The 22967-nt window shown below is 34.3% G+C and carries 20 protein-coding genes; 6 read left to right on the top strand and 14 right to left on the bottom strand.

Translation table 11 applies throughout. From position 1 onward, the window contains the following. Positions 1-45: 45 nt before the first annotated feature. Complete coding sequence (locus MNO09_RS21525) at positions 46-990, top strand: L-lactate dehydrogenase (RefSeq protein ID WP_000715323.1); 945 nt, start codon at positions 46-48, stop codon at positions 988-990. 86 nt (positions 991-1076) lie between these two features. Here MNO09_RS21525 and MNO09_RS21530 read toward each other — a convergent pair whose 3' ends face one another. From MNO09_RS21530 to MNO09_RS21540, 3 genes are all read right to left on the bottom strand, one after another. Beyond that, on the bottom strand, positions 1077-2090 hold the full coding sequence (locus tag MNO09_RS21530; protein WP_001006590.1) for an AI-2E family transporter: 1014 nt from the start codon (positions 2088-2090) through the stop codon (positions 1077-1079). Positions 2091-2256: 166 nt separating this feature from the next. Continuing rightward, complete coding sequence (locus MNO09_RS21535) at positions 2257-3867, bottom strand: amidase family protein (protein ID WP_000758817.1); 1611 nt, start codon at positions 3865-3867, stop codon at positions 2257-2259. 105 nt (positions 3868-3972) lie between these two features. Continuing rightward, complete coding sequence (locus tag MNO09_RS21540; protein WP_000997339.1) at positions 3973-4107, bottom strand: hypothetical protein; 135 nt, start codon at positions 4105-4107, stop codon at positions 3973-3975. A gap of 183 nt (positions 4108-4290) precedes the next feature. Between MNO09_RS21540 and MNO09_RS21545 the strand changes: the two genes are divergently transcribed. Further along, positions 4291-4707 (top strand): GNAT family N-acetyltransferase, encoded by a 417-nt coding sequence (locus tag MNO09_RS21545; protein ID WP_000860623.1) that lies wholly within the window; start codon positions 4291-4293, stop codon positions 4705-4707. Positions 4708-4861: 154 nt separating this feature from the next. Here MNO09_RS21545 and MNO09_RS21550 read toward each other — a convergent pair whose 3' ends face one another. From MNO09_RS21550 to MNO09_RS21565, 4 genes are all read right to left on the bottom strand, one after another. Beyond that, positions 4862-5464, bottom strand: a complete 603-nt coding sequence (locus tag MNO09_RS21550; protein ID WP_001277030.1) for a nitroreductase family protein — start codon at positions 5462-5464, stop codon at positions 4862-4864. Positions 5465-5521: 57 nt separating this feature from the next. Beyond that, positions 5522-6172 carry a DsbA family oxidoreductase gene (locus MNO09_RS21555; protein ID WP_000216675.1) on the bottom strand — a complete coding sequence of 217 codons (651 nt, stop codon included), beginning with the start codon at positions 6170-6172 and terminating at the stop codon, positions 5522-5524. A gap of 71 nt (positions 6173-6243) precedes the next feature. Continuing rightward, on the bottom strand, positions 6244-6675 hold the full coding sequence (locus MNO09_RS21560; protein WP_000704067.1) for an Rrf2 family transcriptional regulator: 432 nt from the start codon (positions 6673-6675) through the stop codon (positions 6244-6246). Between the two features lie 121 nt (positions 6676-6796). Next, positions 6797-7666, bottom strand: a complete 870-nt coding sequence (locus MNO09_RS21565) for a LysR family transcriptional regulator (protein WP_000156767.1) — start codon at positions 7664-7666, stop codon at positions 6797-6799. Between the two features lie 97 nt (positions 7667-7763). Here MNO09_RS21565 and MNO09_RS21570 point away from each other — a divergent pair, with 97 nt between their 5' ends. After that, complete coding sequence (locus MNO09_RS21570; RefSeq protein WP_000192802.1) at positions 7764-8669, top strand: DMT family transporter; 906 nt, start codon at positions 7764-7766, stop codon at positions 8667-8669. A gap of 42 nt (positions 8670-8711) precedes the next feature. Here MNO09_RS21570 and MNO09_RS21575 read toward each other — a convergent pair whose 3' ends face one another. From MNO09_RS21575 to MNO09_RS21595, 5 genes are all read right to left on the bottom strand, one after another. Further along, positions 8712-9332: a YcnI family copper-binding membrane protein gene (locus tag MNO09_RS21575; RefSeq protein ID WP_000821375.1), complete on the bottom strand. Its 621-nt coding sequence runs from the start codon at positions 9330-9332 to the stop codon at positions 8712-8714. Between the two features lie 89 nt (positions 9333-9421). Then, complete coding sequence (locus MNO09_RS21580; RefSeq protein ID WP_070168706.1) at positions 9422-11071, bottom strand: copper resistance CopC/CopD family protein; 1650 nt, start codon at positions 11069-11071, stop codon at positions 9422-9424. A 332-nt stretch (positions 11072-11403) separates the two neighbouring features. Further along, positions 11404-11823 carry a VOC family protein gene (locus MNO09_RS21585; RefSeq protein ID WP_000750864.1) on the bottom strand — a complete coding sequence of 140 codons (420 nt, stop codon included), beginning with the start codon at positions 11821-11823 and terminating at the stop codon, positions 11404-11406. 83 nt (positions 11824-11906) lie between these two features. Next, the gene (gene brnQ / locus MNO09_RS21590; RefSeq protein WP_001284769.1) at positions 11907-13262 is read right to left on the bottom strand and encodes a branched-chain amino acid transport system II carrier protein; all 1356 of its coding nucleotides are present in this window, start codon (positions 13260-13262) and stop codon (positions 11907-11909) included. Positions 13263-13497: 235 nt separating this feature from the next. Further along, positions 13498-14190, bottom strand: a complete 693-nt coding sequence (locus tag MNO09_RS21595) for an FMN-dependent NADH-azoreductase (protein WP_000522525.1) — start codon at positions 14188-14190, stop codon at positions 13498-13500. Positions 14191-14484: 294 nt separating this feature from the next. Between MNO09_RS21595 and MNO09_RS21600 the strand changes: the two genes are divergently transcribed. After that, a complete protein-coding gene (locus MNO09_RS21600) occupies positions 14485-15450 on the top strand; it encodes an arsenic resistance protein (protein ID WP_000103800.1) in 966 nt (321 codons plus the stop codon). A 123-nt stretch (positions 15451-15573) separates the two neighbouring features. Here the strand turns inward: MNO09_RS21600 and MNO09_RS21605 are convergent, their stop codons facing one another. Further along, a complete protein-coding gene (locus MNO09_RS21605) occupies positions 15574-16821 on the bottom strand; it encodes a DUF4153 domain-containing protein (RefSeq protein ID WP_000354055.1) in 1248 nt (415 codons plus the stop codon). Between the two features lie 1321 nt (positions 16822-18142). Here MNO09_RS21605 and alr point away from each other — a divergent pair. After that, on the top strand, positions 18143-19258 hold the full coding sequence (gene alr, locus MNO09_RS21610) for an alanine racemase (protein ID WP_000286224.1): 1116 nt from the start codon (positions 18143-18145) through the stop codon (positions 19256-19258). A gap of 561 nt (positions 19259-19819) precedes the next feature. On the opposite strand, the gene topB is transcribed toward alr, so the two are convergent. Then, positions 19820-21964 (bottom strand): DNA topoisomerase III, encoded by a 2145-nt coding sequence (gene topB / locus MNO09_RS21615; RefSeq protein WP_000766761.1) that lies wholly within the window; start codon positions 21962-21964, stop codon positions 19820-19822. Positions 21965-22296: 332 nt separating this feature from the next. Between topB and MNO09_RS21620 the strand changes: the two genes are divergently transcribed. Then, on the top strand, positions 22297-22842 hold the full coding sequence (locus MNO09_RS21620) for a hypothetical protein (protein WP_088107107.1): 546 nt from the start codon (positions 22297-22299) through the stop codon (positions 22840-22842). The last annotated feature ends 125 nt before the right edge of the window (positions 22843-22967 follow it).

Raw genomic sequence — 22967 nt, forward strand, 5'->3', positions numbered from 1 at the left:
ACTATCTTACATAATAAAATCAATGAAATTGCGAGGAATTTTGAAATGAAAAAAGGTATTAACCGTGTTGTATTAGTAGGAACAGGAGCAGTTGGATGTAGTTATGCTTACTGCATGATTAACCAAGCTGTAGCTGAAGAATTTGTTTTAGTTGATGTAAACGAGGCAAAAGCTGAAGGAGAAGCGATGGACTTAAGTCATGCTGTTCCTTTTGCACCAGCTCCAACTAGAGTATGGAAAGGTAGCTACGAAGATTGTAAAGACGCTGATCTTGTAGTCATTACGGCTGGATTACCACAAAAACCAGGCGAAACACGTTTAGATTTAGTTGAAAAAAACGCGAAAATCTTTAAACAAATCGTTCGTAGTATTATGGATAGCGGATTTGATGGTATCTTCTTAATCGCAACTAACCCTGTCGATATTTTAACTTACGTAACTTGGAAAGAATCTGGTTTACCAAAAGAACGCGTAATCGGTTCTGGTACAACTCTTGATTCTGCTCGTTTCCGCTATATGTTAGGTGAGTACTTCAATATTGGTCCACACAACATTCATGCTTATATTATCGGAGAACATGGCGATACAGAACTTCCTGTTTGGAGTCACGTATCAATTGGTATTCAAAAACTACAAACGCTTCTTGATAAAGACAACACATACACGCAAGAAGATTTAGACAAAATTTTCATAAATGTTCGTGACGCAGCTTACCATATTATTGAGCGAAAAGGTGCAACTTACTATGGTATCGGTATGTCACTTCTACGTGTTACTAAGGCCATTTTAAACGACGAAAATAGTGTATTAACTGTTTCAGCATATTTAGAAGGTCAATACGGTCAAAAAGATGTTTATATCGGCGTACCTGCTGTTTTAAATCGCGGCGGTGTTCGTGAGATTTTAGAAGTGGAATTAAGTGAAGAAGAAGAATTAAAATTCGATCACTCTGTTCAAGTGTTGAAAGAAACAATGGCTCCTGTTCTGTAATCGTGAATTCAAAAAAGCAATCCAATTTACTTTGGATTGCTTTTTTTGATTGTTCCTTGAAAACATCATTTATTTTCTATCTTTTTCTATTTTTTAAACTGTTCCTCATTGTTTACATCAAGTACATCTAATAAAAAGATAAAGATTGGTATCCCGATAATAAGCCCCCATATTCCAAGGAAATGTTCTGAGAAGATGAGAATCATAAATGTATAAAAGATTGGTAAATTCGTTTTCGCAGACATAAACTTCGGATTTAAAAAGTAGCTTTCAAGAGCATGGATTACTGTAATGAACACAAGTATGTATACAACGTACATTACTCCGCCTACGTTATAAGCAATAATACAAAGTGGAAACAAGGAAATGATAACACCAGCAACTGGAATCAAACCGAGTAGAAAGACCATGACGGCCAATACAAGAAGCTGCGGAAATCCTAAAATCACAAGTGCAATTACAGTGAGTACACAATTGACAACCGCAATTAAAAACTGTGCTTCAATTACTTTACCGAACGATCTTGCAAACCTTTCACCAAAATATGCAATCTCCTCATAAAAAACCTTCAGACTACTATCTTTAAATTTCGAAGTAAATGATATTATGCGTGCTTTTTCTAACAAGAAAAATAAACTTAGAATAAGAGAGAGTAGTATTTGCAAACTGACTTTTCCTATATTTGCAATCGATTGATATATGACATCTACACCTTGTTCTATATATTTTGATACTTCCATCCCATTAATTGTTGAAAGTGCATATTTAATGATCTCATTATCAGGTGGATTTTGAAAAAACAGCCTAAACTGATAAATCAATTGGGAAATTTGTATCGTTAGCACAGGTAAATATTTATATAATGTTGTGCCGATAAAAGTAACTAATATTATATACAAACATGCGATAACAATTTTCCGATTCACTTTCAATTTCTTTGAAATAAAACGTTGAAACCGATCCATTAAAAATGTAAGTATGAACGTAATTAATATTAAATTGATCATACTTCTTAATCCATATAATACAAGCGCTACTATTATTAAAACGAGAAACCGTTGGAACCCTCTACTTCGAAAGAAATTTTTCACTTCATTCATTAAGATTTAACCTCCCCCTTCAATGGATGGAAATTGAATATATTACATTTTATGAACTTCTATAGACAATCTTTCTTACTAATTGAGAAGAATCCTTTTTTTCTTTTTATATTGTTAGATTCTTTTCATATTACCCCACTCATAGAGCTTTTTTTCGTTTACCTTTTTACAATTTTGGTGATTTTCTATTTTTAGACTGCTGCTCATACGCATATCCAATATTGAACAGTTCTTTTTCACCAAATTGCTTCCCGACAAACACTGCACCTACCGGCTCTCCATTGTCATCATATCCTGCTGGCACCGCTAATTCTGGATAACCAGCTACAGCTGATAGAAGAACTTCTTCGTTGTTAATCATAACTAAAGCATCCAAACCTTTTTCTACTAAATATCTATCTAGCTCTTTTCTTGCATTTTCTTGACTCGATCGCACTATTTTTTCAAACTCATCTTTCGTTATAGCAGATTTTTCAGATCCCTCGATTAATGTTTGTCCATACTTTATTCGTCTATTACTATCATTTTTATTAAACGCTATAATCTCTTCTAGCGATTTTACCGGTACATTTTTTTGCTGTGCAAGATAATCGTTAACATTATGTTTGAACTCATATTCTAATGTTTGCAAATTATCTACTCCCCCATCGTTTAACTGAATATCATCAGTCAATATCGCACCTGCATCTTGAAGGTCTTTTCTAATCTTCTCTGCTACTTCTTTTCTATTCTCATCTTGTCGATCTATTGAAAAAAGAACTCCTACTTTTTTCCCTATCAATCCGTCTATTGATAAGTCCTTCGTATAATCAATTCTTTCTTTATCTTTCATTTTTTCTGTCATAGCATCTTTTTCATCATAACTTACCATTATATTAAATAACGTTGCCGCATCCTTTACCGTTCTTGCCATCGGTCCTGCTGTATCAAGTGTTTCAGCTAACGGAATAATGCCAGATCTACTCACCATACCTAGTGATGGACGCAACCCAACTACTGATTGCTGCGTCGCGGGTGCTACAATTGACCCAGTCGTTTCCGTCCCGATTGCAAGTGGTGCAAAATCTGCCGCAACTACTGTAGCAGATCCAGAACTTGATCCCGATGTATCAAACGTAATCGGACCGTATGGATTCAAATTTTGTCCTTTTTTTCCGCTATATCCGCTAGGCATTGTAAAGGATAAATAATTTGCCCACTCAGACATATTCGCTTTCCCTAAAACAAACGCACCTTCTTCTTTCAACTTCTTCACGATTGTCGCATCTTCATCTGCAATCCAATCTTTTAACACATACGTGCCCGCACTTGTCGGCATCACCTTTTCTGTTTGTACATTATCTTTTACGATAACCGGCATGCCGTATAAGTTCGACTTCTTATTTGAAGACCTTTCTTTATCTAACTTTCGCGCTTCTTCCATTGCATTTGGATTAATCTCTGTAACAGCATTTAATGATATTCCATTTTGGTCATGTTCTTGTATTCTAAAAAGATAAATACTCGTTAATTCTTTATATGATAATTTTCCATCATCAATCATTTTTTGAAGCTCGTTCACAGTCGCATTTACAACCTCTTTTTCTTTTATCTTCACATTATCTATGTTAATCCCTTTCAACTGATTATGTATCGGTTTTAACACTCTATCTTTATCATATACGATACGCTCAGGTTCCTTTGGAAAATAATTTTTATACACGTAATATCCTCCGGCACATGTCAATAGGACGATCCCCCCAGCAATGGACAGCGTTATCTTTATCCACTTTTTCATGCTGTTTCCTCCGCTCTAAAAGTTGCTCAATTGTATTGAAAAAGAGAGTTATCCTTATAACCCTCTCTTATTAAAATGCTAAATGAAAAAATGAAGAATTTCAATTTAATTCATTCTTTTTTTCATTTGCTTCGCTAATAATTCCTTCACTTGATTATACGTTAACCCTGAATCCTTATTTAAACGTTTTACCTCCTCAACATCAGTACCTACCACTGTATATTTTTTCTCATCATTCATTTTTCCACTTCCCTTTCTACTGCATTATTTCTAATATTTTTCCCCTAAACTCTTATAAATTAATACAAATAAGGAAACTGTACGAAATTCAATAGCCAAAAGGGATTCAGTTACATAAGAGGAAAAGATAAAAAAATGTCGAATTTATATACATGTTGTATTTAAGGACTTGGAGGTTACATTTTGAAAACATATGAGTTTAAACAGAACATTCCAACATTAGAAGAGTACAAATACTTGTGTGATTCTGTTGGATGGACTAATTATATGAATTTTGAAGTAGCGGATACTTCACTGAAGAATTCTATTCACTGCATCACAGTGAAAGATAATGAACAAATGATTGGCATGGGGAGAATTGTTGGTGATGGAGCTATCTATTTCTATATTCAAGATATAGTGGTTCATCCGGATTATCAGAAACATGGTATTGGGAAAGAAATCATGCATCGTTTAGTTGCATACTTACATGAGAATGCCCCTGATAAGGCGTTTGTCGGTTTGTTTGCATCACAAGATAAAGAATCATTCTATGAAAAATTTGATTTTAAGGATTACTCACCAAACATGACGGGGATGTTTACTGTCATTTCAAAATAATAAACATAACAGATTTTTAATTGTAAGGAAAGACTTCGATTCATATGAAGGAAGTCGTTCTTGCAGTAAGAGTTTAACATTGCATACGAAAGGAGAGTACATATATGGCCAATATGTACTCTCCTTTCATTTAACTTTATATATATTAAATTTCTTAATAAAATTTCACTACATCTTCAGTAGGTAAGAAAGTTCTTTCTCCTGGTTGTTCATTTGGCTCACCAAATGGCATTTGTCCTACTAAGCTCCACTCTGCCGGAATGTTCCAAGTTTCTTTCACTTCAGCATCTACGATTGGATTGTAGTGTTGTAATGATGCACCAATTCCTTCAGCCGATAATAACATCCATACAGTATGTTGTAACATTGCATTTCCTTGATGAGACCAGAATGGGAACTGATCTTTATATAATGGTGCATTTTCTTGCATTTTTTCTACTGTTGCTTGATCTTCAAAGAATAACACAGTCCCAACACCTGTATGGAAACCTTTTAATCTTTCTACAGTCGCTTCAAAGTTTTCTGCTGGTACGCGGGCTCTTAGTGTTTCTTTAACAATATCCCAAAACTTTTCATGCTCTCCATCCATTAATACAACCATACGACCACTTTGCATATTGAAAGATGTTGGTGCGTGTAACGCTGTTTTTAAAACTTCTTCAATTCTTTCTTTCGTAATTGCATCGTTTTTTGTTACTTTACGAATGGAACGACGGTTCACGATTGCTTCTTTTAAGTTTGTTGTAGTTGCTGACATTTTAATTCCTCCAAATATTTGTTTTATAATTTATTTTGTTATTTCATAACAAGCGATTTAGCAATATCCATCTGTATTACATTGCATACCTTCAAATGAATTTGTTTTATCCTTTTCAATTTCTTTATCAATGACTCTTTGTAGCGTTTCTTTACTAGCAAGCCCTTGAATGACTTCATCTCCAATCATGACAGTTGGAACAGCCATAATATTCGCTTCATCATATGCATGCTGAATTGCTTCTTGATGCTTTTCTTTATATTTACGAGTTACTAACGCATCTTTAAATTCAGCTTCAGGAAGACCTACTTCTACCGCTAATTTTGTTAAAACATCAATATCTTCAATGTTTTGCTCTTCTTGGAAAAATGCTGTGAATACGCGGTGATGATACTCATTTCCTAGTCCACGTTCTTTCGCAAATTGACACCCTTCGAAAGCTAAATGTGTATATGGATGCGGAGAAACACGTGGCAAACGCATATCGATTCCTAACTTCTTCGCAGTTGGAAGAATAAAAGCATCCCATGAGCCTAATTTTTCTGGCTCATTCCATGGATCTATTTTTGAATATGGACTTGGACGTAATTCAAATGGCATCCATTCAATTTCTACATCTTTCTCTTTCGCTACTTCATCTAATGGACCTTTTGCTAAAAAACAAAATGGACATATAAAATCTGAGTATACTTTCATTTTTACAGTCATACTTTTACACCTTACCTTTATAGTTGTAATCAAATCAGTTACATTGATAATAAAAAAATATAAAATATGATTTAAGCATTCATTTTTTCTTGCAAAATTTCAAACAAATGCCCCATCGTAATATTGCTCAAAACTTCTTCCATCGCGGATTGCGCTTGTATTAATATAACTTCTAACACCGCTTGAATATTCGCTCCAATTGGACAATCTGGATTTGGTTGCTCGTGAATATGGAATAGTTTGTCTTCTTCCACTACATTCACTGCATGATACACATCTAACAATGTGATTTCATGTAAATCCTTTAATAATCCCGCACCACCTGGACCGCGATTTACATATACAAAACCAGCTTGTTTCAAGTACGACATCATTTTACGAATGACTACTGGATTTGTGTTTACACTTTCAGCTATATAGTCTGAAGTACAAAGTGAAGATGGATTGTTTTTCAAAATAGATAAAATATGAACAGCTATAGAAAAGCGGCTACTAATTTTCATCGTGATCACCACCTCGATGTAATCATTATAGTTACAACAAAAAGATAAGTCAATCCTTTTCATAGATTTTTTATAAGCAAATAAAAAAAGTGTCCCATTATGATATATGAGACACCTCTTTTTATTCTGCAAATAGCGCTTGAAATTCTTCAATAAATAGCTGCACAGCGATTGAGGAATCCTTTAATGAAGGAACAGCTAAAGCAATTTCTCTCCATACTTGTGGTTCCAATTCTCTCGTTTGCACATTCTGTGGTAAATTCGTTAAAGATAATTCGGCTAATATTGCAATACCTAGCCCTTCTTGAATCATGTTTAAAGCTGTAGTAACGGTTGATATTACATACTCAGCCCGAAGTGGTACGTTTGCTTGTTTAAACATATCAATAATGGGTGGTTCGTATCCACCCTTACATAATATAATCGGTTCATTCTCTAAATCACTAATTGTAATAGAGTCCTTCTTACAAAGAGGATGATCATCTCTTAAGATAGCAACCATTTTGCCCTTCGTTAATGGGACAATCTCCATCTCTTTATTAGGCAAAATAACAATTCCTATATCAACAACCCTCGATACTAACCAATCTTCAACCTCTTTAATCGTTCCTTCACAAAGAACAACTTCTAAGTTCGGATACTTCTCCTTAAAAAGGTTTATCATTTTGGGTAAGAAATGTGCAGAGGCACTCGGAAAACTCCCAATTCGAATCGTCCCAACTTCGTGTCCTTTCTCCATCGCAACTTCTTGTTCAATCTTCTCTACACCGTTCAAAATCTCTCTAATATGCACAAGAATTCTGTTTCCTACATCCGTAACGATTAGCCCTTTTCGTTTATCACGTATAAGAATCGTAACTCCTAACTCTGACTCAATACTTGAAATTGCATGACTTACAGCTGGCTGCGTCATATTTAACACCCGAGCAGCCTTCGTAAAACTACCTAGCTCAACAGTTTTTATTAATACTTGCAGTTGTGTAATGGTCATAACTAATCACTTATACTCCTTATAAAAAAGATTCATTTTATTTATTACAGTCGATATCATATCATAGTGAAATGAATAACAACAAGGAGGTCTTACCGTGACACAGCTTTCTCGAACTAAGACGGCCATAATCCTTACCTTTCTCGTTTTCATGTGGGGAATCAATTGGCCTTTATCTAAGTTTGCCCTGCATTATACACCACCCGTTTTATTTGCAGGCGTTCGAACTTTAATTGGAGGATTTATTTTACTCCTTTTCGCATTACCGAAATACAAAGAGTTACACTTAAAAGAAACTTGGCATTTATACGTTATTTCTTCTTTACTTAACATCATTATATTTTACGGATTACAAACTGTAGGCCTTCAATATATGCCCGCTGGGTTATTTTCCGCCATTGTATTTCTACAACCTGTTTTACTCGGCATTTTCTCATGGATTTGGCTTGAAGAATCTATGTACGGCTTAAAAATTTTCGGGCTTGTTCTTGGATTTATTGGCGTAGGTGTCATTAGCTCTAGTAGTTTAACTGGACATATTTCTATTATCGGAATCCTTCTCGCGATAGGATGCGCTATTGGCTGGGCACTTGGAACAGTATTTATTAAGAAGACTGGGCACCGCGTTAATTCCATTTGGATGGTAACACTGCAGCTTATTATTGGCGGGCTTTGCTTAATTGGATTTGGTTCAGAGTTTGAAAGCTGGTCTAGTATCGCTTGGAGTATACCATTTGTTAGCGTACTACTCTTTATTTCATTCTTTGTTATTGCAATGGGATGGCTTGCATACTTTACTCTTGTTGGAGCTGGTGAAGCAAGTAAAGTTGGGGCTTATACATTTCTTATTCCACTAATCGCTATTATTGTAAGTTCAATTTTCTTACATGAGGCCATTACTATTAGCTTATTCATCGGACTATTATTTATTGTGGTGAGTATTTGTTTCGTAAATATAAAGCCGAAAACACTTGCTGTAAGGCAGCAGGTTGAAGTGAAATAGATATAAGAAAGAGCCTACGGTTTGTAGGCTCTTTCTTATATCTTACTTTTTACGACGTACTACAAAAACACACGCACCTACCGAAGATACAATCGCCAAAATAGATAAAACAATTGCTATCAATTGCATATTACTAGTACCTTCATTCTTTTCTACACTAGATACTTCACCATGTTCTCCTGTTAATGACGTACCTTTTGCAATTGTAGTAAGTGAATGTGGTTTTTCAGCTTTTTCATCGCCTGTCCATTCAACAATTTCTCCGTCTTTATATTGTTGATATGCATCCCAAGCTATTTTTTGTTCTTTATCCGGATTTTTAGCGACGAAAGTAAATCGCTGGAACTGACCGGGTAAAATCCCTTCTCCTGTTGCTTCCCATACTACAGTTTTAACTTTTCCGGCATTATCTTTCTGCTCTTCCACTTTCCATCCTGGCACTGGTTCATACTGTTGGAACTCTACTCCAGACGGTATTTTCAATGTAACTTTTGTCGTTGCTAGATTCTTCTCAACTGGTACTTTTATCGTGTAAGTCTCCCAAGAATTAACGTCCGAAGCTTCTGGTTTCACAGTGACGTGCGCACTAACAGGTAACGAAAAAATCCCCATTGCAATTATTGTTGCGATCATTGTTGTGCCAAATTTTTTTATACGTTTCATTTTCTATTAGCTCCTTTTTATCTATACCTTCTCTTTATCCCGCTATTCGCCGGATAACCCGATTGATGAGGGCTGATTAAAGTTTCACTTTATCTGCCGCCTACAATAAATTTATAATCCGTATCAAAACTATCAAGAGATTTTGTTAATCCGTGCACTTGTATATTCCAGTTTCCTGTCATGTTAATATACATACCTTCCGCTTCATATTCTCCTGGTGACACGGCCGAAACTTTAAATGAACCCTTCCCCATATTCATATCCAATGATTGCGTGGTTAAAATAATTTGCTCCATATCAGTAACAGGTTGTCCGTTCTCATCCTTTAAAGTAATATGGAATGTATTTTGTCCTACTTTATTAGGACTTACATGTAAAGTAAGTTCATATCCATTATCTAATTGCTTACTCTCTGTAAAAGGTCCAGTTGGAGGCATCGGCGGTGTTTGTACGTTTGTCATAAAAGCTACGATTACGAAAATGATAATTCCTATGATAAACTCTACTTTCACCGTAGCGCCTAAACCTTGCTCCGCTCTCATTTTCCCTTTCACATAATGAACAATTCCCAATATCCCCATGAAAATGAATAAAAGTATCTTTGCTAATAAAACTAATCCATACTTCGTATCAAATAACGAGTGTATTGTTGGTATAAAGAATGTACTGTTAAAAAGACCTGTTATTAAAATTACGATGACAGCACCTGTTGCCCACGGTGAAAAGCGCTTAATCATATCCCAATACATACTCCACTTATCATCCTCTTTACGTAAAAGAAGAACAATAGATGATAGACCACCAATCCATAACGAAGCTGCGAATAAATGTAGAAAGTCCATAACGACCGCAATCTCTTTAAACTTTAAACCAAATGCGTGACTATTAAAGGCTTTCATAACAAGTATCCCGATAAACAATAGTATTGGAATGCTCCATACTTTAAACGACGACAGCTTCTCACACTTCATCGCAAAATACGTAACAATTATAAGCGAACTAATAAGAACCATTTGAGTAATCCATACATATCCAAAAACAGAAAGCTGTAATGTTTCTTTTAATAGTAACGGATCGAATGCTTCTAACCATGAAACATCAGCATTTATTTTCGCTTGCAATGGTAGATTGAATAATAAGCTAATCAATATACCCAATAATGAGATCCATATTATGTTCTTACTCCTTGATCGAACCGAGGTTGCATTCCCTTTATACATAATAAGATTAAAGAATAGCACGCCTATAAATAGTGAGAAACTTGTATATAAAACTCCACGTTCCATAATCATATCTATTTGCGGGACATACCCCATCTCTTCTACTTGTATATCGTCTGCTCCCGCTTCCTCTGACCCAATTCGGAACGGAATAACTCCTTGAATAGGATGCCCGTCAGCAGAAATCACTTTCCACTGAATAGAGTAAAGCCCGTTTTTCAAGTTTTCTTTTAAGCCTACTTCTAATATTTTTTTGTTTTTCTTATCGATATGAGCATCTTTTAAATCTACTCTTGTACCTGAGGTATCTCTTACAAACAATGTATTAAAATGCGAAACTTGTATATCCTCATCAAATTCAATTTTCACTACAGATGGTGCTTTCTTCAACGTTTCATTTTCAGCAGGGTTTGATTTCACAATGTACGCATGAGCAGATGCACTTTTTGGTATCAATATGATAAGTACACACGCAATTAATAGCCATGCCCCTAACCTTCTCATTACTTTCACAATCATTTCACTTCTTTCTTCCTCATCACTATCTTTTCATTCCTTAAACTTCCCAAGTTTCATTCTTCGACGAAATATTAACCTGATTAAATATAAATTTCTATACAGTGTAACTTTTTATTTCTCTCTCACCTCTTAACTTCCAATACAATAGTAACTACCTTCATAGATACAACTTACATTTTTAAAGTCGATTGTTATTATATCATAAAATATATTTATGTAAGTTCCTAAAGAAGAAAAGTTATCGTGAATCATTTGTGAAAGAAGTGTGAAATACATAAATGAAAAAGGTATTACGTTATTACGCAATACCCTTCTTCCATCATAAAATTTCTTTACTTCTCTTCTGGATAATCACAATACTCAATGATTGTTCCCTCTGTATCCGCTGGGTTAAGATATATTAATCTTCTACCGTGCTTATTAATTCGAAGTGTATGCTCTAACGTTCGAATACCTTGTTCTTTTAACTCTTCTAAAGCTACATCTAAATCATCGACACGATACGCAACGTGATGAACACCTTTACCTTTTTGCTTTATAAATCGGGCAATTGGAGATGTCGTATTATTCGTAGGCGCAAGTAATTCAATTCTATCTCCATCCACTTCAAGAATGGCTACTTCGCTTTCCACACCAGGAGCTTCACTTACGTAACGATCTATTAAAGTTCCTAACAACACCTTTTCATAAAAATGTATCGTACTTTCTATATCTCGAACTGCGATGCCGATATGATCAATTGTTTTTTTCATTTTATTTCCCCTACTACTTTATTTTCTTTCATTATTAATAGTAACAAAAAAAGTTATAGAAACAAGTTCTATAACTTTTTTATTTAACCTATTTTCTTATTCGCACTAGCTGGTTGAACTTGATTTTTTGCTTTTAAAACGCTAATACCATATCCGATAAATCCACCGATAATTGCTGGGAAGATCCATCCTAATCCTACTTCTTGCATCGGAAGGAATTTAGTGAACACTCGGCTTACTACTTCAATGTTAACTCCAGCTGCACTTAATCCATCGAATAAGCTGATGATAAATGTTACGATTAAGCTCACTTGATAAACTTCAGCTCTTCCTTTGAATAATGAATGGAAGAATGTTAAGAAAATCAATACGATTGCTAGTGGATAAATTGCTGTTAGTACTGGAACAGAAACTGCGATTAATTGTGTTAATCCTACGTTTGCAACAATTGCACTAAATACACATAGCGTGATGGCAATCGCTTTGTAAGGAACATTTGGGAATAACTTATGGAAGAATGAAGAACATGCTGATACAAGTCCCACACTAGTTGTTAAACACGCTACTGTAATCATTAACCCTAATAATACTCCACCATATGATCCGAAATAGTAGTTAGAAACTTTCGCTAATACTTCTCCACCGTTCTCTAAATGTCCAAGCTTTGCAACACTTGAAGCACCCATATAAGAAAGAGCTGTATAGATAATTGCTAAAATAGATGCTGCAATGATTGTCGCTTTTGCACAAACGATCATAATCTGTGTTTTCGTTTTTGCACCTTTTTCTTTAATTGCATTAATGATGATGATTCCAAATACGAATGATGCAAGCGTGTCCATTGTTAAGTATCCTTCTTGAAATCCTTTAAAGAATGCATGTGATGTATAAGCTTCCACTGGTGCTTGCATATCTCCAATCGGATGTATAAAAGCAACGATTACTAAAATACCAATGAAAGTTAACTTAATTGGCGTTAAGATTTTTCCAACAATATCGACAATTTTCGCAGGATTTAGCGAAAAAAAACAAGTGATGCTAAAGAATACAATTGTGAAAAGAATTAAAGGTGTAGAACCTAATCCTTCTGGCATAAACGGTTTAAGACCAATTTCATAAGATACATTTCCTGTTCTTGGTATTGCAAATAACGGGCCAATCGCTAAGTATAAAACTGTTGTAAACACAATCCCGAATACTGGGTGAGCACGACTTGCTAGTGACTGTAAATCATCTTTACCCGAAAAACCAAATGCCAGTACACCTAGTAGTGGTAATCCAACACCCGTTACTAAAAATCCAGCGTTAGCAATCCATACATTCTCTCCTGCCGATTGACCGAGCATTGCCGGGAATATTAAATTTCCTGCTCCAAAAAATAGTGCAAATAACATTAATCCAATAACTACTATGAACGAAAACGGTACTTTATTCGCCATAATATAACCCCCATTCAAATTTCCTTATCTCATTTTCCATTTTTAACTAATTGAATTTTCTGAATATTTAATTCAACTATCAACTATTCTTGAATTTATTATAGTTTGTCATATAATATTTTGCAATACTATTTTCAAACTTTTCATTTATTTTATAAATATACATTTTTTAACATAGAAATAGACTAAAAAACCAACATGGTCATCCATGTTGGTTTTTTACATTTACTATCAATTAAAATTTTGCCGCTACTTTCTTAACGTTCTCTAAACCTTCTTCAACAATTTGTTGTGAACGATCTGGATATTGATTGTGCCCTTCAATTACAACAGTTTCTGGATTTGTAATTCCCCAGAACCCAAGCACATTCGTTACATAATTAACTGCCATTTCCATAGGAGCCATTTGTTCTGAAGAATAATCCGAACCACGCGCACCTAATACAACGACTTTCTTATCACCAGCTAAACCTACTGGGCCATTTGCTGTATATTTAAATGTTTTTCCAGCTTGAGATAAGTATGAAATATATGTGATTAATGGTGCTGGCACTGTGAAGTTCCATAGTGGGAACGCAAATACAACTTTATCAGCTTCTAAAAACTGATTTAAATATTGATCTACCTTAGCTACAGCCTTCTCTTCTTCTGCTGTTAACTCCATTCCTTGACTACGTTTATATCCACCTGAAATAGCGATATTTCCGTAATACGGAAGATCTAATGCGAATAAATCTAACTCCGTAATTTCTGTATTTGGGTTCGCTTCTTTATAAGCACTTACAAATGTTTCATACATTCTTGAACTAACTGCTTGCTCCGCCGGACGATCGTTTGCTTTTACAAATAATACTTTTGACATTGTTTTATTCCCCTCTACTTTTGTATTTTCTTCTTTTTTACCAAATAATGAGCTAAATAGTCCCACTTTCTTCACCTAAACTTTCTTATCATATTCATTATTCATCATCATAAAAATTCTTATTCTAGTAAAAAGTTCCAATAGATACCTTAAGTAAAAACACAAAAAACTTTTTGTTATTTAATTACCTTATGTAAGTGATTGTAATACAGTGACTTACTTTAGTCAAGTAACTTTAAATAAAAAATAATATCTCAAATTAAAAATAATGACCACAATACAATTCATACACCCATTGTAACTTTATTGTTTGTATAATGGATGTAGAGAGGGCAATTCATATTTAGAAAGGATTTACTCATGAGCACTATAGAAAAGATTCAAACTTTTATTATTCTTTTTGCTGTTACATGCGGCATCGTACTCGGACAATTTAATTTGATACATATGTATTCAGAGCAATTTATTGTCCCCTTCTTATTTTTCATGCTGTATGGATTATTTCTCAGCATTCCATTGAAAGAAATAAAAAATGGATTCCGCAATTTAAAATTCGCTGGAACGAGCCTTACTATTAATTTTGTATGGACACCTTTACTCGCTTGGGGATTAGGTGCACTATTTCTTTCAGATCACCCAGCACTTTGGGTTGGATTTATTATGTTAATGGTTACTCCATGTACAGATTGGTACTTAATCTTTACTGAAATAGCGAAAGGAAATGTAGCACTTTCTACTGCCATTTTGCCTGTAAATTTAATTTTGCAAGTACTACTCCTTCCCATTTATTTATTTTTATTTGCTGGTGTCATGAAGACTGTATCTGTTTCTGTTTTAGTAGAAAGTATTGTTATCGTAATCGTCTTACCATTTATACTTGCACACGCTACAAAATTCATTATGAATAAACTGAAAAAAGCTGAAACACTCGAGAATAGTCTCATTCCGTTTTTCAGCTCTGCTCAAATTGTATTTTTAAGTTTAGCAATCGTAGCGATGTTTGCATCACAAGGTAAATATTTACTACAAAATATGAATGTCGTTTTACTATTACTCATTCCTGTTCTATTATTCTTCATCATTAATTTCGTACTCGGACAATTTATCGGAAGCATGATGCGTTTATCTTATAAAGATACAGTAAGTTTAAACTTAACAACATTAGCAAGAAACTCACCTGTTGCACTTGCTATTGCTGTAACAGCTTTTCCAGATGAGCCTCTTATTGCTCTCGCATTAGTTATTGGGCCATTAATAGAACTACCTGTACTAGCTTGTGTATCACAAGTGTTATTACTTATTAAGAAAAAGCAGCAATATACATAAAAAAACGTCCAAATTTGGGACGTTTTTTATTGTTGAGAAATTATAGAAGTAACGATAATTATCGGCTCTAAGGATTTTATACGTTATAGAAAATTAGCTTGTCGTTACATTAACAAAGCCTATCTAATTAAAAATTATAGGAAAAGTAAATATAACAAAAGCGGCCCAAAGTCCGTAGATTGGCAAATACTTCGTAACAGCATCTTGGATAGCTGTCGGTCCTGATTTGTTTTGTAGAAAACGCATATAGGAAAACATAATCCAAATGAGATTTGCCCAAATCAGTATGTTTATGCCTAAAACAGCAAGTCTATTAGGTGTAATCCCGTAAGAAGAAAGTCTGAATACGATGGCTGATAATGCGACAGTGTCAATAATAAGCGCCAGAACAATTAAGGCAAAATTTATATAATCTGAAATGCTCTTTTTCTCGTCTGAGTCACTTTCAACAATAGAAAATATGGTAACGGCCAATACACCAAGAAGTATTCCATTGAACGCCATTAGGAAATTGCGGTCCAAGAATGGATTTTTTCCACTCCATATAACCGTTATAAGATAGATCAACAATGTAATCAGTACAAGCGGACTAAAAATTTTAGCTATATATGGTGTAATATTTTTAGCAAGTTTAAGGTTCATTGATACTAAGTATGTAGCCACAATAGCGAGAGCCGCAGCACCAAATAAAACAACATTACTAAAATAGAATTCTCCTATATCCAAGTCAACGAAGCTAAATAACTTCATCGTGAATACTGCTAGTACCATTCCGCTCACTGCCATACTCGCGTAGAGAAGACAATATTCTAAATTAAATTTAATATACGCTAATCTTGTACTGCCTTTTGAATATTCATTTCCTGTAAACGCAAGTCCCAATAAGACCCATAACAATATAGGAAGATGTAAATACGCAAGGATACTGCTGTCTTTATAATTTAATGGCAACATATTAAGATACAACCCGGCAATTAAGAACAACGCTGCAAGGAAATAAATAATACTTTTTTTCGGAGTATTATTGTAAATAAAATAAGCAGCAATAAAGGGAATTACACCAAAAGCCAAGTTAATTGGAGCAATTGCTTCCTGCTCGACAAAGTGGAAAATGATTCTAGTGCTTAGCCCAGCTAGAATAGCTAACATGCCCATGAATAAGAAACCTTTTTGAAACAGCGATATTTTTTCTTTATTTGCCGTCTCCTTGAAATTCAATCTTTCATACCAAGCAGCTAGAAGCTGAGAATCAGGGTTTTCATCCCATGCTTGTGAGAATGACTTTTTAAAAGCTTTCGGGTCTTTTCTATACATTCTCTCCAACTCATGAGGGTTATCCATATTTTCAATAATCAAATTGTTAATGTCCATATTTATACCTCCTCTAATTTTAAAAATAACGTTGTTACCTTTTCTATAAAAAGCACCACACTTATTTATTATGTTTTTGATTTTAATATAAAATTTATCGTTTTACAATAAATTTTTATTATTTTTTACGATATTTTCATTGCATACTTCCACAAACATTAATGTAAGCTACTTTTGGTTGTTCTCTTAATTGCTTATTTCCATTTTCTAATTCCTTATTTTCCCTTTATATAAAAGAAGTTCCCTATAAAATAGATTTTTTCAGTGTCTACTCTATAGGGTACAGTTTAATTGGCATACTTTTTTATTTGTTGAAACCACTTGTCCCAAAGTAAAGAACTTTTTCTTCCGAATTTTTATGCTTCATAGTTTTTTAAAATTAAAATACCTGACATAAAAAGTACCTTCACCTATAAAGGAATATTTTTTCACCTGTAAATTGTAAAATGTACCTTATGACTCACGAAATAGTAATGATAAATATATAAGTTTCCTAGCCAAAAATAAACTCTAAGCAATCCTAAAATATCTAATCTTCCTTTATATATTTTCATCCACTTTAAATAAGATAACAGCAACTTCGATTTGCTTTTTACTACTCTTTTATGAATCAGTATCTTTTAAAATAATCACATTTTATTTACCACATTAGAAATTTATTTATTATGAAAGTAGACTTTTTCTTCTAAGTATTTCGCTACTTCTGGTTTCAACCCTTGATATAGGCTCGTTAACATTTTTATTTTAGCAATAGTAGCTCTTTTATTACTAAATTTATTTTCTAACACATATTTAAGATGAAGAACAAAACTCAAAGTTTCAAAATGTAAGAGTAAATGAAAATGTCCAGAGATAAAAAAATTTTTAATTTACAATAAATTCTTTTAAAACATAATAAAGTTGTTTAAAAAATGCTGGTCATGTTATTTAACAATTGGGCCATTTAATAGAATAACTCCTTATACAATTTATTTGAATTTAATTAATCTAAAGGGGGATGACCCACCATCATATTTTCTAGCTACCATCTATTATGGTGGGTCCACACCCTACCATAAGACCGTAAAAATACTTATTGTGTGGACCTTTTTGGATTAGTGCAGGTATGTAAAAATTTTAGCAATGGTATGAATATAATGTTTAACGCCTTTAAGCTTACAGACGGCCGTCCTGTATAGTCTCCCTTATGTGTTGGAAGTTAATTAATTCCCTAGGAAGACGAAAAAAAGTCTGCTCTTAAAAAGTTCACAATCAGTGGGCAATCCGTTTAATGAGCTACTTGAAACGATCATTGAAAATTCACCTAAAGTGGGGGGAAATGATGTATAGACCAATATGGACTGAAATTAGCCTTAGTAACATTTCACATAATATTAGTGAATTTCGAAAAATAATACCTAACTCAACAATAATAATGGCCACCGTAAAAGCGAATGGTTATGGGCACGGTGCTGTCGAGGTTTCCCAAAAAGCGATTAATAGTGGAGTGGATTATCTAGCGGTGGCCAGTTTAGAAGAAGCTATTAAACTACGAAAATCAGATATTCAGGCACCTATACTTATACTTGGATACACACCTCCATCAGCATCGAATCATGTTGTTTATTGGGATTTAACACAATCAATTTTTGATATGGAACATGCAGAAGCTTTATCAAATTCTGGGCAAATCTTAGGAAAAAAGGCAAAGGTTCACGTCAAAGTCGATACAGGAATGGGACGATTGGGACTTCAAGCAGAAGGAGCAAGTGATTTTATCCATATCGTGTCAAAAATGGATGGGCTGTATCTAGAAGGAGTGTACTCGCATTTTGCTACCGCAGATGAAGCCGACATACGGTATGCAGAAAAGCAAAAGAACCGATGGAGAAGGTTATTGGAAGAATTGGAGAAACAAAAAGTTTCTATTCCCATATTTCATATTGCCAATAGTGCTGCAACAATAGAAATGCCAGATATGACCTACGATATGGTTCGTATTGGTATTTCTATGTATGGCCTTTATCCATCTAAAGAGGTGAATAAAACAAAAGTTAATCTTAAACAAGCAATGCAGTTAAAAACCAAAGTCATCTATATCCAGACACTTGAGAAGGGGGATGGCGTATCATATGGAGCAACTAGCATTGAAAGAGATAAAGCAATTATTGCAACTATTCCAATTGGTTATGCAGATGGGTATTCGAGGCGATTATCTGGAACGGCTTATGTCCTTATACACGGACAAATAGCTCCTGTTTTTGGTAGAATATGTATGGATTTTTGTATGATTGATGTTACTGATATTAAGGATGTAAATATTGGTGATGAAGTGGTAGTTTATGGAGGTCAAGGGGATTATTTCATATCATTAGATGAAGTGGCAAATATGTTAGGAACCATATCGTATGAAGTTGCTTGTAACTTGGGTCAGAGAGTTCCTAGAATTTACAAATAACCAGCTAAAGACAGTATTCATTATAATTATCTCAATTGTTATGTATTAGGTCACTATGTTGAAAAGATATGAAATGGATGTAGCGTCATAACCCTTTTTCCAGAATAAATACGTAGCTTTATTCAAAACATGTTCTTTGTTAATATTTATACTTCTACCTAATTTACAACACTCCCATTCATATAATTTATTTTGAAATCAAGCCTTCTATTCATGAGATTTTATTTAATGTTCAAATCAGAATTTTAACAGAATTAACGGAAAATTATTTCCTTCTGATTTTTCTCTAGCCTAGTTAATTGTTCCCCAGTCTAATTAATTTTTCCTTTTGGACACTTCAATTGGACCAAGCTATATTAAATTAATATGGTGGAAAATTGTTTCCACCATATACAATGCACCTTCATACCCAGATGTTCCAGATAAATATAGCTTGACTAATTGTAGAAAAAGCATGACATAAATTTGTCATGCTTTTTCTTTTCTATAAATATTTTTTCAAACCTAGTCTGTTACAGAAGCTTTTACTCAAGAAAGAACTTTTTTATTTATTGACACCACTTAATTCTCAAACACAAAATTCATCTTATTATCTTTCCACTCTAACTTCGCATCAAATATTTTCTCGCCCTTTTTAAAGCCTTTAATTAAATCGGTCTTCTCACCTTTTAAAAGCTTTGTCATATTCTTTTGCGAAATTGTTTTGCTTAATATTTTCTTCGAAATGGTAAAATCACATTGTGTCGTGTTGTAGTTAGAACAACCGTAAAACGTTGACTTATCAATCACATCGCCATCACATTTTTTACAGCTACCAACCTTTTTCCCTGTTGTAAATTTCGATCCTTTTCGTTCAATCGATTCAACATGTAGTCCAGTGAAATCCCATTTCTCATACATTTCCACTGCATCTTCAATAATTTTAGCTGATAGCTTTTTCGTTTGCTCCATAAATGTAGCTGGTGATGCTGTGCCTTCACCAATTTCCGCAAGGCGCTGCTCCCATTTCGCTGTCATTTCTGGTGAAGCTAGTATTTTATCACCGATTGCGGTAATTAATACTTTCCCTTTATCGGTTGCGTACACTTGATTTTTCTGCACATCTATATATTTACGGTCTTTCAGCATCGTAATAATACCTGCACGCGTTGCCTCAGTACCTAAACCTTCTGTTTTCTTTAATACTTTCTCCAGCTCTTCATTCTCTAAATACTTACCGGCCGTTTTCATTAACGTAATAAGTTGTCCTTCTGTATAACGCTTCGGCGGCTGTGTTTTTCCTTCTTTCACTTTCACCTTTACAACTTTTCCTTGTTCCCCTTCTGCGACAATTGGAAGAATTGTTTCGTCATCTTTATCGTCTTGGAAAATAACTTTACGCCAACCTTCTTGAATTTGCTGTTTTCCTTTTGAAATGAATTCAGCACGTTCATCTACAAGAGTTGTAATCGTTGTGTAGTCAAAGATTGCTACTTCATAATGCGCCGCAATCAGTCTTCTTACGATCATATCGTAAATTTTCTTTTCATCACCTGATAGTTTGCTTGGATTTGTAACTTGCTCTGTCGGAATAATAGCGTAGTGATCTGTCACTTTTTTTTCATTCACATAACGCTTATTATTCATAATCGATTCAACTGGAGCTGGTAATAAACCTTTATATTCATCAAACTGACTTAACTTCTGTAAAATATCAGGGAACGTCGCTGCTTCTCCTTGTGTAACATAGTTAGAATCCGAACGAGGATAAGAAACTATTCCTTTTTGATATAGTGCTTGTGTTATATCAAGCGTCTTTTTCGGTGAAAATTTAAAAGCTTTATTAGCTGTCGCTTGCAGTGCTGATAAATTAAATAAAAACGGCGGCTGAAACTCTTTACGCTCCGTTTTCATTTCTTTTACTACGGCCGGTTTCCCTTGGCAAAATGCTGCAATTTTATTTGCCATATCAGGGTCTTGTAAGCGGGATTCACTATCCTTCTCCCATTTCCCCTCATACTTCTTTCCTTCTATATTAAAGGTTGCGAACACTTCCCAAAACGGCTCAGACTTAAAGTTCTCTATTTCTTTTTCACGCTTTACAATTAATGCGAGTGTCGGTGTTTGTACACGACCAGCTGAAAATACATCGTTCATTCCTTTTTTCTTTAGCAAAATACTAAAGACACGCGATGCATTCATACCAACGACCCAGTCCGCACATGACCTTGTATACGCCTCATAGTACGTATTAATTGTATCTGCTTCATCTAATAAATTTTTAAATCCTTGGTATATAGCTTGTTTCGTTAAAGAAGAAATCCAAAGACGCTTCATCGGCTTTTGCACGTTACAAAGATTAATAATGTTTCGTACGATCAATTCCCCTTCACGCCCAGCATCGCCCGCGTGAATAATTTCTGTTACCTGAGGATTATGTAACAGCTGTTTCACAACATTAAATTGCTTATACTTTGACTTTGTTACTTCAAATTGAAAACGTTCAGGAATCATTGGTAACGTATTAAGTGACCATTTTTTCCACTCTGCGTGATAATGCTCTGGATTACATAACTGCGTCAAATGACCAATTGCCCATGTACAGTACGCTCCATTTGGAAATAACTCATTCGCTTCTACTTCTAAATATCCATCTTTTCGGCGATATTTAAATTGTGAAACAAGAGCCAAACCTTGATCTGGTTTCTCGGCAATAATTAATTTCATTTTATAACTCCCTATCTGTATTCCAGTGTTACTTTCATTGTCTATCTGTTTAGAAGCGATGATAAAACAACAATCTTATTTATCATTCGCGGTTTGTCTCGCAAATGGGAGACCTATAATATTATACGCTTATTCTTTATGGCTTCACAATAGAAACTCTTCATTTAACTCTTACATTCACATGCTCATAATTAAAAAGGCGTCCCAAAAAATCAGAAGCCTTCTTGCTTACATTTATGAAATTGTGCAGATAATATGCAGATATAAATAAGCATAAGTACTCTCCATATGAACATATGATGAAATGAATGATAGGACAGGGAGGTATCATAATGTTCGCTTACACATTAACCGCCTTAACACTTTGTTGTATCTCGGTTCTTATTACATCATATATATCTAAACGCAAGGGTACCCTAATGGAGTATATGGTATTTATTATGTCTTTTAGTATGAGTACGGGTTTAAGTATCGGTTTTTATTTAGGTATTCTTTTTAAAGGTGAATTACTAAATTCTACTTTGCTTGCGATTTTGATTAGTAGTTGTGTCGGTTTTTTAGTCGGTCTACGGTTTCACCTATTTACTGCTTTAGAAGGAATGTTCTCTGGATTAATGGCAAGTATGATGGGAGCAATGATTACAGAAATGTTAAACGCTCAACAAGCTCATAGTATACTGTTTATTAGTCTTTTACTTACGATAACAATAACTATGTCATGTATGATTCAACTTTTATCAGACACCTTTTCTACTTTTATTCAACGGCGTTTTTTGTTATTACTATCAATTAGTGTGGCAATTATCGTTGCCGTATTCGTGACATACCCAGATCATACTCCCCCACCTTCACCCGGGCATGATCAACATATACATTGACTCTTACACCGAAAATGAATAAGCAGCTATCCATAGGATAACTGCTTCATTTCATTCTGGCTTATTAGGAATGTTTGGTTTTGGAACATAATCAGATTTATAAACAGAAAATGCTTTTCGAAAAA

Origin of the sequence: Bacillus sp. N5-665 (genome assembly GCF_022637375.2) — a bacterium.
Lineage (GTDB): Bacteria > Bacillota > Bacilli > Bacillales > Bacillaceae_G > Bacillus_A > Bacillus_A wiedmannii.

What these genes read in the sequence shown, in the direction of transcription:
- MNO09_RS21555 (WP_000216675.1), bottom strand. Translation starts at nt 6,172, where the DNA reads ATGACTGTAAAAATGAAAGTATACTCAGATTTTATATGTCCATTTTGT.
- MNO09_RS21580 (WP_070168706.1), bottom strand. Translation starts at nt 11,071, where the DNA reads ATGATTGTGAAAGTAATGAGAAGGTTAGGGGCATGGCTATTAATTGCG.
- MNO09_RS21600 (WP_000103800.1), top strand. Translation starts at nt 14,485, where the DNA reads ATGAGCACTATAGAAAAGATTCAAACTTTTATTATTCTTTTTGCTGTT.
- MNO09_RS21535 (WP_000758817.1), bottom strand. Translation starts at nt 3,867, where the DNA reads ATGAAAAAGTGGATAAAGATAACGCTGTCCATTGCTGGGGGGATCGTC.
- MNO09_RS21575 (WP_000821375.1), bottom strand. Translation starts at nt 9,332, where the DNA reads ATGAAACGTATAAAAAAATTTGGCACAACAATGATCGCAACAATAATT.
- MNO09_RS21540 (WP_000997339.1), bottom strand. Translation starts at nt 4,107, where the DNA reads ATGAATGATGAGAAAAAATATACAGTGGTAGGTACTGATGTTGAGGAG.
- alr (WP_000286224.1), top strand. Translation starts at nt 18,143, where the DNA reads ATGTATAGACCAATATGGACTGAAATTAGCCTTAGTAACATTTCACAT.
- brnQ (WP_001284769.1), bottom strand. Translation starts at nt 13,262, where the DNA reads ATGGCGAATAAAGTACCGTTTTCGTTCATAGTAGTTATTGGATTAATG.
- MNO09_RS21605 (WP_000354055.1), bottom strand. Translation starts at nt 16,821, where the DNA reads ATGGACATTAACAATTTGATTATTGAAAATATGGATAACCCTCATGAG.
- MNO09_RS21620 (WP_088107107.1), top strand. Translation starts at nt 22,297, where the DNA reads ATGTTCGCTTACACATTAACCGCCTTAACACTTTGTTGTATCTCGGTT.
- MNO09_RS21530 (WP_001006590.1), bottom strand. Translation starts at nt 2,090, where the DNA reads ATGAATGAAGTGAAAAATTTCTTTCGAAGTAGAGGGTTCCAACGGTTT.
- MNO09_RS21560 (WP_000704067.1), bottom strand. Translation starts at nt 6,675, where the DNA reads ATGAAAATTAGTAGCCGCTTTTCTATAGCTGTTCATATTTTATCTATT.
- topB (WP_000766761.1), bottom strand. Translation starts at nt 21,964, where the DNA reads ATGAAATTAATTATTGCCGAGAAACCAGATCAAGGTTTGGCTCTTGTT.
- MNO09_RS21585 (WP_000750864.1), bottom strand. Translation starts at nt 11,823, where the DNA reads ATGAAAAAAACAATTGATCATATCGGCATCGCAGTTCGAGATATAGAA.
- MNO09_RS21525 (WP_000715323.1), top strand. Translation starts at nt 46, where the DNA reads ATGAAAAAAGGTATTAACCGTGTTGTATTAGTAGGAACAGGAGCAGTT.
- MNO09_RS21550 (WP_001277030.1), bottom strand. Translation starts at nt 5,464, where the DNA reads ATGTCAGCAACTACAACAAACTTAAAAGAAGCAATCGTGAACCGTCGT.
- MNO09_RS21565 (WP_000156767.1), bottom strand. Translation starts at nt 7,666, where the DNA reads ATGACCATTACACAACTGCAAGTATTAATAAAAACTGTTGAGCTAGGT.